The sequence below is a fragment of the Citrobacter sp. Cpo032 genome, from assembly GCF_030332975.1.
In the GTDB taxonomy this organism is placed as follows: Bacteria; Pseudomonadota; Gammaproteobacteria; order Enterobacterales; family Enterobacteriaceae; genus Citrobacter; species Citrobacter portucalensis.
Window position 1 is genome coordinate 80,389 of the sequence record NZ_JAOWGU010000046.1, and the last position, 16,624, is coordinate 97,012.

General features: G+C 51.5%; 15 protein-coding genes and 2 tRNA genes. 7 read left to right on the plus strand and 10 right to left on the minus strand.

Features of this window, described 5'->3' with window-relative positions:
- Nucleotides 1-263: 263 nt before the first annotated feature.
- The 7 genes from OGY33_RS15685 to OGY33_RS15715 all read left to right on the plus strand — a co-directional run bounded on the left by OGY33_RS15685 (nt 264) and on the right by OGY33_RS15715 (nt 5,771).
- Nucleotides 264-340, plus strand: a tRNA-Arg gene (locus OGY33_RS15685).
- A gap of 171 nt (nt 341-511) precedes the next feature.
- Nucleotides 512-588 (plus strand) — tRNA-Arg (locus OGY33_RS15690).
- Between the two features lie 176 nt (nt 589-764).
- Complete coding sequence (gene yqaB / locus OGY33_RS15695; protein WP_003825960.1) at nt 765-1,331, plus strand: fructose-1-phosphate/6-phosphogluconate phosphatase; 567 nt, start codon at nt 765-767, stop codon at nt 1,329-1,331.
- Entirely contained in the window at nt 1,328-1,756 is a 429-nt protein-coding gene (locus OGY33_RS15700; protein WP_003825961.1) for a YqaA family protein, read from the plus strand. Before yqaB ends, OGY33_RS15700 begins: the two co-directional genes overlap by 4 nt.
- A gap of 77 nt (nt 1,757-1,833) precedes the next feature.
- Nucleotides 1,834-3,390 carry a glutamate--cysteine ligase gene (gene gshA / locus OGY33_RS15705; protein WP_032944711.1) on the plus strand — a complete coding sequence of 519 codons (1,557 nt, stop codon included), beginning with the start codon at nt 1,834-1,836 and terminating at the stop codon, nt 3,388-3,390.
- Nucleotides 3,391-3,539: 149 nt separating this feature from the next.
- Nucleotides 3,540-4,055, plus strand: coding sequence for an S-ribosylhomocysteine lyase (gene luxS, locus OGY33_RS15710; protein ID WP_003037312.1), 516 nt, complete (start codon nt 3,540-3,542; stop codon nt 4,053-4,055).
- A 345-nt stretch (nt 4,056-4,400) separates the two neighbouring features.
- Nucleotides 4,401-5,771 carry a carbohydrate porin gene (locus OGY33_RS15715; RefSeq protein ID WP_103286015.1) on the plus strand — a complete coding sequence of 457 codons (1,371 nt, stop codon included), beginning with the start codon at nt 4,401-4,403 and terminating at the stop codon, nt 5,769-5,771.
- A 48-nt stretch (nt 5,772-5,819) separates the two neighbouring features.
- Here OGY33_RS15715 and emrB read toward each other — a convergent pair whose 3' ends face one another.
- The 10 genes from emrB to nrdF form a co-directional block, all read right to left on the minus strand.
- Complete coding sequence (emrB, locus tag OGY33_RS15720; RefSeq protein WP_003825966.1) at nt 5,820-7,358, minus strand: multidrug efflux MFS transporter permease subunit EmrB; 1,539 nt, start codon at nt 7,356-7,358, stop codon at nt 5,820-5,822.
- Nucleotides 7,359-7,374: 16 nt separating this feature from the next.
- Nucleotides 7,375-8,547, minus strand: coding sequence for a multidrug efflux MFS transporter periplasmic adaptor subunit EmrA (gene emrA, locus OGY33_RS15725; protein WP_003825968.1), 1,173 nt, complete (start codon nt 8,545-8,547; stop codon nt 7,375-7,377).
- Between the two features lie 129 nt (nt 8,548-8,676).
- Nucleotides 8,677-9,207 carry a multidrug efflux transporter EmrAB transcriptional repressor EmrR gene (emrR, locus tag OGY33_RS15730; protein WP_003037300.1) on the minus strand — a complete coding sequence of 177 codons (531 nt, stop codon included), beginning with the start codon at nt 9,205-9,207 and terminating at the stop codon, nt 8,677-8,679.
- 90 nt (nt 9,208-9,297) lie between these two features.
- Nucleotides 9,298-9,633: an L-valine transporter subunit YgaH gene (gene ygaH / locus OGY33_RS15735; protein ID WP_003825969.1), complete on the minus strand. Its 336-nt coding sequence runs from the start codon at nt 9,631-9,633 to the stop codon at nt 9,298-9,300.
- A complete protein-coding gene (locus OGY33_RS15740) occupies nt 9,623-10,360 on the minus strand; it encodes an AzlC family ABC transporter permease (protein ID WP_191238188.1) in 738 nt (245 codons plus the stop codon). Before OGY33_RS15740 ends, ygaH begins: the two co-directional genes overlap by 11 nt.
- 122 nt (nt 10,361-10,482) lie before the next feature.
- Nucleotides 10,483-11,667 carry an MFS transporter gene (locus OGY33_RS15745; RefSeq protein WP_128612135.1) on the minus strand — a complete coding sequence of 395 codons (1,185 nt, stop codon included), beginning with the start codon at nt 11,665-11,667 and terminating at the stop codon, nt 10,483-10,485.
- A 190-nt stretch (nt 11,668-11,857) separates the two neighbouring features.
- Nucleotides 11,858-12,853, minus strand: a complete 996-nt coding sequence (gene proX, locus OGY33_RS15750; protein WP_048215698.1) for a glycine betaine/L-proline ABC transporter substrate-binding protein ProX — start codon at nt 12,851-12,853, stop codon at nt 11,858-11,860.
- A gap of 189 nt (nt 12,854-13,042) precedes the next feature.
- A complete protein-coding gene (proW, locus tag OGY33_RS15755) occupies nt 13,043-14,107 on the minus strand; it encodes a glycine betaine/L-proline ABC transporter permease ProW (protein ID WP_191238189.1) in 1,065 nt (354 codons plus the stop codon).
- Complete coding sequence (gene proV, locus OGY33_RS15760; protein WP_003825980.1) at nt 14,100-15,302, minus strand: glycine betaine/L-proline ABC transporter ATP-binding protein ProV; 1,203 nt, start codon at nt 15,300-15,302, stop codon at nt 14,100-14,102. Before proV ends, proW begins: the two co-directional genes overlap by 8 nt.
- Nucleotides 15,303-15,656: 354 nt before the next feature.
- A complete protein-coding gene (gene nrdF, locus OGY33_RS15765; protein ID WP_103014810.1) occupies nt 15,657-16,616 on the minus strand; it encodes a class 1b ribonucleoside-diphosphate reductase subunit beta in 960 nt (319 codons plus the stop codon).
- Nucleotides 16,617-16,624: the final 8 nt, after the last annotated feature.

A 16,624-nucleotide genomic window follows, 5' to 3' on the forward strand; every position in this document is an offset into this window, starting at 1 on the left:
CGTAGCTCAGCTGGATAGAGTACTCGGCTACGAACCGAGCGGTCGGAGGTTCGAATCCTCCCGGATGCACCATCTTCTCCGAGGCAACAGCAAACTGTTGTTTCATGGTCTGCGAGATAATCGCGAGCACCAGGGAGGATAACGTTGCTTTAGTAACGGCCCGCAGGGCGAGGCGCAGCCGAGTAATCCTCCCGGATGCACCATCTCTTACTTGATATCGCTTATCACGATATCAATATCGGCAGTAAAGCAAGTTTTCCGATGCATCCGTAGCTCAGCTGGATAGAGTACTCGGCTACGAACCGAGCGGTCGGAGGTTCGAATCCTCCCGGATGCACCATATTCTCCGAGACAACAGCAAAACTGTTGTTTTATGGTCTGCGAGATAATCGCAAGCACCAGGGAGGATAACGTTGCTTCAGCAACGGCCCGCAGGGCGAGGCGCAGCCGAGTAATCTTCCCGGATGCACCATCTTCTTCGCAGTATCAGTAGTAATCAGCAATTCCCAATGCATCCGTAGCTCAGCTGGATAGAGTACTCGGCTACGAACCGAGCGGTCGGAGGTTCGAATCCTCCCGGATGCACCATCTTCTCCTGAATAATAGCGAAACTGTTGTTTCACGGTCTGCGAGATAATCGGCAGCACCATCTCCCCCTCAAATCATTTCCACATACTCTCTGAACACCCCTCAATTCGCTGTCAGCGACAAAATCAATCAATTACGATAAAATAACGTCTGGTCACTCGGCTTGTGAGAAGACGATGTACGAACGTTATGCGGGTTTGATTTTTGATATGGATGGTACCATCCTGGATACCGAGCCTACGCATCGTAAGGCGTGGCATGAGGTATTGGGGCATTATGGACTACGGTTTGATGAACATGCCATGGTCGCTCTCAATGGTTCCCCAACGTGGCGTATTGCGCAGTCGGTAATTGAATTGAACCATGCCGATCTTGATCCTCATGCACTGGCACGTGAAAAAACTGACAAGGTGAGAAGCATGCTGCTGGATAGCGTCCAGCCTTTGCCGTTGGTTGATGTTGTGAAAGCCTGGCATGGTCGTCGTCCTATGTCGGTAGGTACGGGTAGTGAAAGCGCAATTGCAGAAGCGCTGCTCGCTCACCTTGGTCTGCGTCGCTATTTTGATGCTGTAGTCGCAGCCGATCACGTACAACACCATAAACCGGCTCCTGATACGTTTTTGCTTTGTGCCGAACGTATGGGGGTTGTTCCGGCTCGTTGCGTCGTGTTTGAAGATGCCGATTTTGGAATACAGGCGGCGCATGCCGCGGGAATGGATGCCGTGGATGTCCGGTTATTGTGAGTGATGGACTGTCGCTCCTGTCACTGTTTGCCAGCAGTTTTCTCAGTGCCACGCTATTACCCGGCAATTCTGAAGTTGTTCTGGTTGCTTTGTTGGTTTCCGGGGTCAGTCATCCCTGGGTCTTAGTCTTAACAGCAACAATGGGTAATAGCCTTGGAGGGTTAACTAACGTTATCCTTGGGCGTTTCTTTCCATTGCGTAAAACATCGCGCTGGCAAGAAAAAGCCACAGGCTGGCTGCGGCGCTATGGCGCTGTCACACTATTATTAAGCTGGATGCCGGTTGTGGGGGATTTGCTGTGCCTGTTAGCCGGGTGGATGCGCATCTCGTGGGGCCCAGTTCTCTTTTTCTTATGCCTTGGCAAGGCGCTGCGCTATGTTGTTGTCGCAGCGGTTACGACACAAGGCATTATGTGGTGGCACTAATTGTGTTGTGGGATAGCCTTCAGGGTAACCAATACCATTATGCTAATTAAAACGATTTTGACAGGCGGGAGGTCAATTTGATCCCGGACGTATCACAGGCGCTGGCCTGGCTGGAAAACCATCCTCAGGCGTTAAAGGGGATTCAACGTGGTCTGGAGCGCGAAACGCTGCGTGTTAATGCAGATGGGTCATTAGCAACGACAGGCCATCCTGAGGTGTTAGGCTCAGCGCTAACGCATAAGTGGATAACCACTGACTTTGCCGAAGCATTGCTGGAGTTCATTACTCCTCCCGGTGACGACATTGAGAAAATGCTCACGTTCATGCGCGACTTACATCGTTATACCGCCAGAAACCTTGGCGACGAGCGTATGTGGCCGTTGAGCATGCCTTGCTATATTGCCGAAGGTCAGGATATCGAACTGGCGCAGTATGGTACGTCGAATACCGGTCGCCTGAAGACGCTGTACCGTGAAGGCCTCAAAAACCGTTACGGCGCGTTGATGCAGACAATCTCGGGCGTACACTACAATTTCTCGCTGCCTATGGCTTTCTGGCAGGCGAAATGCGGTGTAACCGAAGGTGAGGATGCAAAAGAGAAGATCTCCGCGGGCTACTTCCGTCTGATCCGCAACTACTACCGTTTTGGTTGGGTGATCCCGTATTTGTTTGGTGCCTCTCCGGCCATTTGTTCCTCATTCCTGCAAGGAAAACCGACAACTCTGCCGTTTGAAAAAACCGACTGTGGGATGTATTACCTGCCGTACGCAACGTCGCTGCGTCTGAGTGATTTGGGCTATACCAATAAGTCGCAAAGCAATCTCGGAATTACGTTTAACGATTTGCATGAGTATGTGGCAGGATTAAAGCGCGCGATTAAGACGCCTTCCGAGGAGTACGCGGCGATCGGTCTGGAGAAAGACGGTAAGCGTCTGCAAATCAACAGCAACGTTCTGCAGATTGAAAATGAGCTGTATGCGCCTATTCGCCCGAAACGCGTCACTCGTCGTGGAGAAACGCCATCAGATGCGCTTCTGCGTGGCGGTATCGAGTACATCGAAGTACGCTCGCTGGATATCAACCCGTTCTCGCCTATCGGCGTGGACGAGCAGCAGGTGCGTTTCCTCGATCTGTTTATGGTCTGGTGTGCACTGGCTGATGCCCCGGAAATGAGCAGCGATGAATTGCTGTGTACGCGTAAAAACTGGAATCGCGTGATTCTCGAAGGGCGTAAGCCTGGGCTGACGTTAGGTATTGGCTGTGAAACAGCCCAGTTCCCGCTGCCGAAGGTTGGGAAAGATTTGTTCCGCGATCTGAAACGCGTGGCACAAACGCTGGACAGCATCGATGGGGGAGAGGAGTATCAGAAGGTCTGTGATGAACTTGTTGCCTGTTTTGACAATCCTGAACTGACTTTTTCTGCCCGGATCCTACGGTCTATGATTGATGAAGGCATTGGCGGCACGGGCAAAGCGTTGGGTGAGGCTTACCGAAATCTGCTGCGTGAAGAGCCGTTAGAAATAGTGCAGGAAGCTGAATTTATTGCTGAAACCGAGGCTTCAAAGCGTCGTCAGCAGGAGATCGAAGCGGCTGATACTGAGCCGTTTAGCGTGTGGCTGGAAAAGCACGCTTGATACAAAAGAAAAAGGCCACTCGGGAGTGGCCAAAATTTCATCTCTGAAAACAGGGATGATGATAACAAATGCGCGTCTTTCATATACTCAGACTCGCCCCGGAACAAAGAGTTCAGATTATTTTTAAAAAATTTATCGGAGGTGGCTAAATGCCGTTGTTAGATAGTTTTACTGTCGATCACACCCGGATGGAAGCTCCCGCGGTCCGGGTTGCAAAAACGATGAACACCCCGCATGGCGACGCAATCACCGTGTTTGATCTGCGTTTCTGCATTCCGAACAAAGAAGTGATGCCTGAGAAAGGTATCCATACGCTGGAACACCTGTTTGCAGGTTTTATGCGTAACCACCTTAACGGTAACGGCGTTGAGATTATCGATATCTCTCCGATGGGATGCCGTACCGGCTTCTACATGAGCCTGATTGGTACGCCGGACGAACAGCGTGTAGCCGACGCGTGGAAAGCGGCAATGGCGGACGTGCTGAAAGTACAGGATCAGAACCAGATCCCGGAGCTGAACGTTTACCAGTGCGGTACGTATCAGATGCACTCTCTTAGCGAAGCACAGGATATCGCGCGTCATATTCTGGAGCGTGATGTACGCGTGAACAGCAATGAAGAGCTGGCGCTACCGAAAGAGAAACTGCAGGAACTGCATATTTAGTCTTATTGATTAGCTGTTCCAGTATTTAAATTAACCCCGGCTTATGTCCGGGGTTTTTTATTTCTTAATATAATATGTGTTTATTATATTTGCGGCGAGAATATATTTTAATTTAAATGATGCTTGACCTGTTAAATAATAAAATGTGATCTGGCAAACAGAAAGAGGTGGATAATTAACGATGCCAGAGTGTATTGATCACATAAACTAAAAAACATAAATAATTAATAGAAAAACATAATGGAATGCGCCAGATATCCGGGTAATAACAAGACTCTTTTAATAGCCGGTAGATAGGGTTTTTATCAAATCTTATCTGGTATACATTAAACTTTAGGGATGAAAATGAAGGCTAAATATTTGGCGCTGATGATCGGTGCTTGCTTTTCTCATAACCTTTGGGCAGCAAATAATATCACTATTGAGCAGCGTCTGGCTGAACTGGAGCAACGTGTTGTTAATGCCGAAAAACGGGCATCCGATGCCGAGGCACAAATTCGCTCGCTGAAGCAGCAGCAGGTCGCCGCTACGCCGACGGTGAATGTCCAGTCTGCCGAGCCGATTGCAGCAGGTGAAACTCCGCCTAAGCTGACATTATCCGGCTTCAGCGATATTAAGTTCTATGGCGATGTCGAATTTAATATGGATGCGGCAAGCCGTTCCGGTAGCCTGACATCGATGAGAACATCAGCGAATAAAGATTGGGCACCAGGAACCAATGAACGCTGGGATATTAACGGACGCCTGTTGCTGGGCTTTGATGGCTACCAGCGGCGGGACAACGGTAATTTTGCAGGGTTCTCGGTACAGCCTCTGGCGGACCTGACCGGAAAAATGAACCTCGATGATGCCGTTTTCTTCTTTGGTCGTGAGAATGACTGGAAAATTAAGGTTGGTCGTTTTGAAGCCTACGATATGTTCCCGCTGAATCAGGATACGTTTGTTGAATATTCGGGGAATACAGCGAACGATCTCTACAGTGACGGTTACGGCTATATCTATATGATGAAAGAAGGACGGGGACGTAGCGACAGCGGGGGTAACTTCCTGCTGAGCAAAACCATCGACAACTGGTATTTCGAAGTTAACACATTGCTGGAAAATGGCAGTACGTTATATACCGAGAAGCAGTACCACGGAATGGATTTAACCAACGATAAAAACGTGGCTTACGTCCGTCCGGTTATCGCCTGGCAAAATGGGCGTTTTTCAACGGCGATAGCGATGGAAAGTAACGTCGTTAACAACGCCTACGGTTATTACCAAAATGGGACGTGGATCGATCAGTCAGATCGTACGGGCTATGGTTTTACCATGACCTGGAATGGTCAAAAAACGGACCCGGAAGATGGCGCAGTGATTAACCTGAATACCGCCTATATGGATGCGACCGATGAGACAGATTTTACCGCTGGGGTGAATGCGTTGTGGCATCGATTTGAACTGGGTTATATCTATGCGCATAACAAAATCGAAGCTTTCAATGCTACCAATATCGATGCCGTTTGCGAGGACGATTGCTGGATCACCGATCCCGGCAATTATGACATTCACACTATTCATGCCTCATATTTATTCCCCAATGTGATGGATATGAAAAACTTTAACATCTACCTCGGTGCCTATGCTTCATGGGTAGAGGCCAATCCGAATAATGGTGATAACAGCGAAGATGCGCGTTACGGCGGGCGTCTGAGATTCAAATATTACTTCTGATTGTAGGTCTAATAAAAAAGGGATCCGCAGATCCCTTTTATCAGATAGTTAGTGTGCGCCACCACCGCCGCCGCCCGCACCGAAGGGCGGTTTGGCGAACCACACCAGGCCAAGCAGGACCAGGAAGATCCCCGCCGACATCCAGAAGATTTCGTTAGCGGAAATAATCAGCCCCTGATTAGTGATCTGCTGAGCTATCCAACCTGAAGCCTGCTGGTGCGTCATCCCTAAATCCTGCAGCTTATCGTACATAGCCTGTGCATTTGGGTTGTAGGGGTTAACAGATTCCGTTAGCTGAGCATGGTGCAGCGACTCGCGGTTTGTCCACATTGTCGTCGTAATCGATGTGCCAATGGAACCTGCCAGCGTTCGCGTAAAGTTCGACAAGCTGGACGCCGCCGCCAGACGCTCTGGTGGTAAGCCGGACAGCGTAATGGTGGTTAGCGGCATAAAGAAGCAGGCTACCGCGAACCCCTGAATAAACTGCGGCCAGGCCGATGCGCCAAAGTCCATACCCGGCTCGAACGTCCACGCACGCCAGTAGAAACAGACGGCGTACATAATAAAACTGAACGTTACCAGCCGACGCATATCCAGCTTGTGCGCGAAGCGGCCGATAATCGGAGACAGGATCACCGGAATCACCCCAACCGGCGCTGACGCCAGACCAGCCCAGGTTGCTGTATAGCCGTATACCTCCTGCAACAGCTGCGGCAGCAGGACGATTGCGCCGAAGTAAAGCATATAGGCCAGGCTGATACACAGGCAGCCGATGGTAAAGTTGCGCGACTTAAACAGCGAGAGATCGACAATGGGGTGCTCGTCGGTAAGCTCCCAGACGATCAGGAAGCTGATAGCAACCACGGCGACCACCGTCAGGATGATAATCTCCTGTGAGGCGAACCAGTCCAGCTCTTTGCCGCGGTCGAGCATAATCTGCAAACTGCCGATACCGATGACCAGAAGTGCCAGACCAATGGCGTCAATGCGCCGCTGCTCGGTTTTGGTTTCCCGACCGCGCAGGGTTTGCAGTGTCATCAATACCACCACAGCCCCGATTGGCACGTTGATAAAAAATATCCAGCCCCAGTGATAGTTGTCGCTGATATAGCCCCCAAGAATAGGACCACATATCGGGGCAACAATCACCGTCATTGACCATAGCGCGAGGGCGATGGAACGCTTGGCGGGTGGATAGTTATTCAGCAACAGGCTCTGTGACAGCGGAATTAATGGACCGGCGACAATACCCTGGATTACGCGGAAGAAAATCAGCATGTTCAGGCTGGTGGACATCCCGCATGCCCATGACGCAATGACGAAGGCGATAGTTGACCACATAAAGAGTCTTACTTCGCCAAAGCGTTTTGCCAGCCAGCCGGTGATCGGAATAGAGATAGCGTTCGCCACCCCGAATGAGGTGATCACCCAGGTCCCCTGGCTCAGTGAAGAGCCGAGGTTCCCGGCGATAGTGGGGATCGCCACGTTAGCAATGGTGGAGTCCAGCACCTGCATGAATGTCGCCAGGGACAGCGCGATCGTCATAATGACGAGCTGCGCGCCTTCCAGCGGTTTTTGCTGTTGCATCACACGCACCTTTGAATTAACCCGCGTTGGCCCGCACGATCTCTTCGATCATCTTATTGACCGGAGCAAGGTTGATTTCACGTGCATTACTTTCTGATACCGGCGTGGTGCGAACCTGGCTTGCCAGAATTTGTCCGTCACGATTTGAGGTGTCTACCGTAACCAGCGTAGACAAACCAATACGTAATGGATGCTGTGCCAGTTGCTGCGCATCCAGTTCGATACGTACCGGCAGACGCTGGACGACTTTGATCCAGTTGCCGGTTGCGTTTTGCGCTGGCAGCAGGGAGAAGGCGCTGCCCGTACCCATATCGAGACCGACAACTTTACCGGTATATTTTACGTCATCGCCGTAAATATCGCTGATAACGGTCGCCGGTTGGCCGATACGCATGTGCGCGAGCTGTGTTTCTTTGAAGTTGGCATCTACCCACAGGTTAGTGGCCGGAACAACCGCCATCAGCGGCGTGGTTGGGCTAATTTGCGCACCAGGCTGTACGGCGCGACGGGATACATAACCGGTCATTGGGCTGACAATTCTGGTACGTTCCAGCGCCAGCCAGGCATTGCGCACTTCGGTGGCAGCCTGTTGCACAGCGGGCTGATCTTCCAGCTTGCTACCCAGAATCATCGCCTGGTTAGCATTATATTGTTGGATCGCGACATCAAGCTGGGCCTGAGCGCTGGCGACGGCATCACGAGCGTGTTGCAGCTCTTCGCGGCCAATCAGGTTGGCATTGCCCAGCGGAACTCGGCGATTAAAGTCGCTTTGTGCCTGCGCCAGTGCGGTTTTCTGCACTTCAATACTTGCCTGTAACTGCTTGCTGTTGATCATCAACTGGTGCGTCTGACGCACGCTGGAAGCCAGCGCAGTTTTGGCTTTTTCAAATGCCTGCTTTGCGTCTGTCTGGTCGAGGGTGACCAGCACATCGCCTTGTTTTACAAAGTCAGTGTTATCAGCCCAGACTTTCGTCACGCTGCCTGATACCTGAGCCATGATTTGAACCTGGTTCCCTGCCACGTACGCATCGTCTGTCTCTTCGACATGACGAAGTACTAAAAACCAATAAATCCCATATGCCACGGCAATGATAATAAAGAGCAAGGTCAGAAGGAGTAGCATACTTTTACGTTTGCCATTCTTCTTGACCGGTTGCTGCGGGGTTTGAGTCTCCGCATTTGCGCTCATGTTGTTCTCCACGATCTTATTTTTTTCACATCGGCTGAGCCGACCTGTTTATCAGACAGGCCAGCAGTATGCGTGCTGGCCTGTCGGTTTTTTCATTTATAAATCTGGATTTCTGAGCGAGTCAGCGCGTTAGCGCAGCGCTTCTAACACCGCGCCATCCTGCTCCATCTGATCAAGACGGGTCAGAAGTTTACGGGTAATTTGCTCAAGCTGATCTTTTTCGGTGGTGCTAAGAGACGACCAGAGCTGATGCAGGCAGTTATGCTGAGGCGGTAACACCTCTTGCAAAAAAGCATGGCCTTTCTCGGTCAATTGCAGATGCAGACAGCGGCGATCGTTATCGCTTTCACGACGTTCGATCCAGCCACGTTTTTCTAACTCATCCGCAATGCGGGTAGCGTTAGTGCGTGACGAGCCAAGCGCGCAACTCAGTTCAGAAGGCTGAATACTGTGGTTTTCCTGAGACTCCAGCGTAATCAACGCCATAAACAATGTCTCGTTAATCCCTTGAGCTTTCAGCATCTTATTGCGGTTTTCCAGCAACTTACCCTGCATGTGCATACAGAGGCGAGTCAGAAGCACTTCCTGATAAGGGAACTCTTCGTAGCGGCTGGCGCGAAATTTTAGCATTTGTTCAATGGGCGTAAACGAACTATCCATTTGGGTATAACCTCATTAATTTCAGCCGATATAGTAACGACAGTGACAAATAAAGTAAATGTATTATTTCTTTAAAATGATTGTTTTTATCTATAAGCCAACAAGCATTTTCCAGGCTAATCCATAGCCCAGAGCACTCAGTAACGTTGGAATGATGATGCTGCGGGTCTTATAGAAGCTTGCGCCCAGTATGACAAACCCCACCAGCGTAGGCACGAACCGACGAGCGTCGTGCATAACTTCTGGTGCGGTAGACACCACCAGCAGGGCGCAAATAGATGCAATGCCAATAGTGTCGAGTAGTATGCCCGTCGCGCCGCGCTTCGTCGGGCGAACATTGCCTACCCCAAGACGGAGCGGCAAATAACGAAAACAGTAATTAACGCAGCCGACCAACAGGCCAAGTAGCAGAACCTCATAGCTCATCAGGACCTCCCTGCCAAAATGACTGGATGAGCGCCGTCAGGCATCCGCAGACAATACCTGCAAGGATAGCGGCAGGTATGGAAAACAGCATGACGCCAGCCAGCGCCCCGGCCAGGGAGGCAGTCACGCAGAGCGCTTGTTTACGTTGGAATGACGCGAGCAGGAAGCTCATAAACAGCGCCGGGAGCATGAATCCCAGTGCCGCTTCAACCGCCGGGTAATCCTTGAGTAAACCACTGCCGGAAAACGCGCCGATCACCGTACCAAACACCCAGGAGGCCCAAGAGCACAGTGCGATGCCGATCATCCAGTTTTCACTCCAGCGCCGATTATCCCGGACCAGTTTTGCCGTTGCAGCGGCAAAGACTTCATCGGTAAGGCCAAAAGCCCAGAGTGCACTTTTGGGTTTACTCAGTTGCTGGGCTATTCGGCTGCGCAGGGAAGGGCCGTACAAAACATGGCGGACATCCATGGCCATGACGGTAAGGGCGGCGACCCACAGCGAACTGCCCGCAGCGAGCATGGTGGTAATGACAAACTGGCTGGCTCCCGCATAGATAATGCAGGAGAAAAAGACGCTTTCAACCGGCGTAAAGCCAAGGCGAGTGGCATTGAGACCAAATGCAAAAGCGACCGGAATATAGCTGATGACTATTGGCAGGCTGTCTTTGAATCCTTCCGTTAACGTTGCCGAACAGGATTCAGACTGGGGTACAGGGCTTTCCATAGGGTTATAGGTTTCATTACCGAAATTAATATAACTTGGTTCAATGAGTTATAACCTTAGCAGACTGATGGGCTCCTTAACACCCTGTGGAGCCCAATCAGCGGTAAACATGCGCTATACGCTTAATTTACGGCTTCCTGACGGTGAAAACCTCGCCACCAGACCACCAGGTTGAGTACGGCAACGGTCGTACCCGCCAGACAAACGCCAGCCCACCCGGCATGCTGCCAGGCAGAGGCTGAAATTAGCGAACCTGCCGCTCCGCCAATAAAATAGCTGGTCATGTATCCGGCGGTCAGGCGATTACGCGCATCCGGATGAATGCGATAGATAACCGTCTGGTTGGTGATGTGTACTCCCTGAACGGTGAGGTCCAACACCAGAATACCGATAATCAGCATGGGGACTGAAGCGTGCCCAAACCAAATAGCAAGCCAGGAGAGCAGCAGTAATAGCAGCCCCATGGTTGTGGTCAGGTGGGATTTACCTTTATCGGCAAAACCGCCCGCCGGACGTGCGCCTAATGCCCCTGCGGCACCCGCCAGACCGAACAGACCAATCATTCCTTCCGAATAGTTAAACGGCGGCGCGGCGAGCAAAAACGCCATCGAGGTCCACAGAATACTGAAATTGGCAAAAGTCAGGCAGCCCAGCATCGCGCGGGTACGCAGCAATTTATCGTGAATAAACAGGCTGAATACCGAGCCTAATAGCTGAGGATAGTTAAGATGAGTATCGGATTTCATCTTCGGCAGGCCGCGCCACAGAGCAACCGCCATCAGCGCCATTAATACTGATGCGACCCAAAATACGGTGCGCCAGCCGCCAAGATTCGCCAGTAATCCCGCCACGGTGCGCGCCAGCAGAATACCCAGCAGCAGGCCGCTCATAATCGTGCCGACAACCTTCCCGCGCTTGTCCGGTGTGGCAAGCGTTGCCGCCAGCGGAACCAAAATCTGTGCCACTACCGAGAACAGTCCGGTCAGGGCAGTACCGAGAATCAGCATACCCAGCGACTGGCTGCTGGCGGTGATCAGCATGCCGCCAGCCGCGAGCAATGTCATGGAGACAATCAGCATCCGACGTTCAAACATATCGCCAAGCGGCACTAAGAACAGCAGGCCGGCAGCGTAGCCGAGTTGGGCCGCAGTGACGATAAACCCTGCGGTACTGGCAGATAGCGAAAAGTTGCGCGCGATGGTGTCGAGCAGCGGTTGCGCGTAATAGTTACTGGCGACGGCAAGGCCGGTGGCGATAGACATTAACAGGATCAGCGAAGGGCTAAGTCCCTGAGTGGTTTTCGTCATGGTTTTCAACTGAATAATGGGTTGCAGAAAACAATCATAACGGAAGTGATTAACTGTTGCTGATTTGTTGAGTGATGGATTGTGCGATTGGGGGAGGGAGGATAGGCCGGATTAGGTGCATCGCGCTACCATCCGGCATTTATGCGGTTACAGGCCTGATGGCGCTACACTCATCAGGCCTGTGAGTGGATTATTTCTGCGCGGCCAGCGCTTCGTTCACCCAGCCGTCAAACTGCTGCTGGTGGGCTTTAATCCAGCCGTCAACGTGACCCTGTACGTCGGCTTCAGACGCTTTCCCGTCGTGCATCATTGCGTTCTGCGCGTTGATATCCGCCAGCGGCAGCTTCATGATGGCAAACAGTTTCGCCGCAGCCGGGTTTTTCTCCGCCCAGGCTTTATTGGCGACAATATGCATAGTGTTCACCGGGAAGCCGTAGTTGGCACCGTTTGGCAGTTTGGTATCAATATCTTTCTGCTCGCCTGGCAGGGAAGAGAACGGCACCTGCAGCCAGACCACATCTTTACCTGGTTTCATTACGTCGCTCACCCAGTACGGTGTCCAGGTGTAGTAAAGAATGGGTTTACCTTCTTTGAAGCGGGTAATGGTGTCGGCCATCATCGCCGCATAGTTACCGTGGCTGACCTCGACGGTTTTTTCCAGATCGAAAGCTTTGTTCTGGTGGTTGATTACTGCTTCACAGCCCCAGCCTGGTGAACAGCCCATCATATCGGCTTTTCCGTCACCGTTGGTGTCAAAGATTTTGGCGATCTTCGGATCTTTTAACTGGGCGATATTGGTGATTTTATACTGCTCAGCGGTTTTCTTGTCGATCAGATAACCCTGTGCGGCACCCGTAACGAATACCCCCTCGCGATAAAACTTTTTGTCTCCGCCCGCAGCGGCGTACATATCATCATGCAGCGGCTGCCAGTTCACGGCGGTAAAAGTTGCATCGCCAGAGGCAATGGAGGTATAGCCGACGTTGTAGTCAACTTCGCTGGTTTTGTTAACGGTGTAACCCAGTTTCTCCAGCGCACGGGCGACTAACTGCGTCTGGAAGGATTCTTCAGAGATAGTGCTCTGGATTGGCTGTACGGTGATGCCTTTGCCCGGCAGGTCGGCAGCGAAAGCGCTGGTGGAGACAAGGGTGGCAAACGCTGTGGCAATAATTACTTTCTGTCGCATCGTTGTTCCTTATTACACTTCATCCTTCAAGCTGCCTCTTTGTTGGCTGCACTCATGCACCCCAGTCACGTACTACTTGTACGCTCCTGGGGATACATTCGTTTGCCGCCGCGATGCAACTTGAATGATTTTGTGTAAGTTAATGAATTGTAGGCCCGGTAAGCACAGCGCCACCGGGCAACGGGTGAATTACTTCGTGAAAGGGCGAGTGAAAAGCCCAATGGGACCGGTGGTGTACCAGCGACGGTTGCCACGACTACGCGAGTCGCGACCGACGGCCTGCGTCAGGCGGTCGAGAATGATAGCGAGGATCACAATCCCAACCCCGCCGACGGTGGCAAGCCCCATATCCAGACGACCGATTCCGCGCAGAACCATCTGGCCCAGTCCGCCGACGGCAATCATCGATGCGATGACGACCATTGAGAGCGCCAGCATCAGCGTCTGGTTAACCCCAGCCATAATGGTGGGCATTGCCAGCGGGAGCTGCACTTTAAACAGCATCTGACGCGGGCTGGCGCCAAACGAGCGCGAGGCTTCAATCAGATCGGCTGGCACCTGGTTAATCCCCAGAATAGTCAGACGCACGATTGGCGGCAGGGCGAAGATAATCGTCACCACTACGCCCGGGACGTTACCAATACCGAACAGCATGACAATTGGCACCAGATAGACAAACGCGGGTGTGGTTTGCATGGCGTCCAGCAGCGGGCGAACAATTTTTGCTGCCCGTGGACTGCGCGCCAACCAGATCCCCATCGGCAGACCGATAACCACGCAGAACAGCAGCGCGGTCAACACCAGCGCCAGGGTTATCATGGCCTGCGACCACGCGCCGATGGCACCGATGGCAATTAAGGAAATCAGCGTAGCAACGCCCATCCCCACGCCGGAAATCTGCCAGGCAATCAGCGCGAACAGGATAATCGCTACCGGGGCTGGCATACCTAACAGCAGCTGTTGAAAGCCGTTGAGAATGTAATCCACCGGGACACGAATGCCCTGGAAGACCGGACGGAAATGGGTAACGACCCAGTCGATCCCCTCTGTGACCCAACTGTCCAGCGGGATCAGCGTTTTATGGAACGGATCCATAATATTGAAATGCTCTGGTGCCGGCGCGGGTGCGCTGGTCAGCCAGTCCGCGCCACCACCGTCAGTGGGTGCGCCTGATGGCGTACTCCAGGCATCAGCATTTTGTGCGGCACTGTCGGCCGCTGGTGTGGTGTCCCACGGATTAGTTTGATCAGCCATTGTTTACCCCCTCACGATCTAAAGCCTGTAACAGCATGCGTTTTGAAATGACGCCCACATACTGCTGTTCCTCATCTACAACCGGCACCGCGCACGGGGCCTGACCGACATGAGAAAGCAACTCGCTGAGAGGGGTTTGTGCATCTACGGCTAACGGCTCATCGATCAATGCCGCTTCAATACCTTGCGCCTGACTTAACGCTGTTTTTAATGAGTCGATAGAGACAACGCCAACGAATTTATTGCCGCGTTCGATCACGTAACCATATTCGCGATCTTTGTCCTGCAATAATTGCAGCGCAGAACGTGGACCCACCCCGGGGTTTTTACGAATCAAACCTTCGGGACTACGGCGTGAAATATCTTTCGCGCTAAAGACCTGGCTAATATCGACGCCACGGAAGAAGGTGCGTACATAATCATTGGCCGGATTATTCAGGATTTCATCTGGCGTGCCGACCTGGACCACTTCACCGTTTTGCATAATGGCAATTCTGTCGCCAATACGCATGGCTTCGTCGAGGTCATGCGATATAAAGACCACGGTGCGTTGATGCTTCGCCTGTAGTTTTACCAGTTCATCCTGCATCTCAGTACGAATTAATGGATCGAGGGCTGAGAAGGCCTCATCCATTAATAAGATGTCAGGGTTAATGGCTAATGCGCGGGCGAGGCCTACACGCTGGCGCATCCCCCCGGAAAGTTCATCCGGGTAGCCGTGAGCATAATTCTCCAGACCAACCTGACGCAGTGCATCTAACGCTTTTTCACGACGTTCATCCGCACCAACACCGGCTAATTCCATGCCGAATGCCGTATTGTCGAGAACCGTCATGTGCGGCATCAGGGCAAAGGACTGGAACACCATCGCAATCTTTTTTCTGCGCACCTCGCGAAGCTCAGCATCGGATATCCGGGCGATGTCTACGCCGTCAATCAATACCTGTCCGCGGGTGGGTTCAATCAGGCGATTGAGAAGGCGTACCATTGTGGATTTACCCGAACCGGATAATCCCATGATGACAAATATCTCGCCTTCTTCAATGGCCAGACTGGCGTTCTTAACGCCAAGCGATAGCCCCGTTTTATCCAGAATCTGCTCTTTTGAAAGTCCTTTTTCAATATATTTGAAGGCTCTCTGGGGATGCTCTCCAAATATCTTATAGAGATTTTTAACTTCTAATTTAATTGCCATGCAATAGAATGATTCCTGTTATTTGTTTATATCGATATATTACCTGATGGAAATAGTGACCTTTTTCTACCCTAACATACTGAGAATCTGAGACAACCCTGAATTTGGTTGTGGCATGAATATTGCCAAAGGCCAAGTGGCGGGACTTCCCGTGATATAAGGGCTGAGCGCGAATGTGAACGGGGTAATATTTTTTGTAAATGGCAATGAAAAATCGCCTGAATTGCTGGAATGCAGGCGAATAATGCGGCTGATATTGAGTGTAGATCACACAATTATATTTGCACGACAAAAGTGTGATCCTGTTAAAATATTTCCGCGAAAAATGTACGGTATTTCCCGCGAAAATGAGCGCTAGAAATTCCAGTCGTCATCTTCGGTTTCGACCGCTTTTCCCATCACATAAGATGAGCCGGAGCCCGAGAAGAAATCGTGGTTTTCATCAGCGTTGGGCGACAGTGCGGCAAGGATTGCCGGGTTAACTTCCGCCATTTCAGGCGGAAATAGCGCCTCATATCCCAAATTCATTAATGCCTTATTGGCGTTGTAACAAAGGAAGGCTTTGACGTCATCCACCCAGCCGGTTTCTGCATACAACTCTTCCGTATAACGCGCTTCGTTATCATACAATTCCATCAGCAGGTCAAAGGCAAAATTCTTTAACTCCTCGCGTGCGGATTCGGAAATATGCTCCAGACCTTTTTGATATTTATAACCAATGTAATACCCATGAACCGCTTCATCACGAATGATCAGACGAATGAGATCGGCGGTATTGGTCAGTTTACCGCGGCTGGAGAAATACATCGGTAACCAGAAGCCAGAATAGAAGAGGAAGGATTCCAGAAACACGCTGGCTATTTTTTTCTTCAACGGTTCGTCGCTGGCGTAATGTGTCAAAACGATCTGCGCTTTGCGCTGGAGTGGGGTATTTTCTTCACTCCAGGCGTAGGCTGCATCCACGTCTTTGGTCTGGCAAAGGGTGGAGAATATTGAGCTGTATGAACGGGCGTGCACCGCCTCCATAAAGCTGATATTCGACAGCACCGCCTCTTCATGCGGCGTTAACGAATCAGCCATTAACGCTGGTGCTCCGGCAACATTCTGAATGGTGTCGAGCAGCGTCAGCCCGGTAAAAACTCGGATGGTTAACTGCTGTTCGGCAGTGTTCAACGTTTGCCAGGCCGGAATGTCATTGGAGAGCGGGACCTTTTCCGGGAGCCAGAAGTTACTGGTCAGACGGTTCCATACCTCAAGATCTTTATCATCTTCAATCTTGTTCCAGTTGATGGCGCTCACGCGGGATAATGTCATTTTCTCCT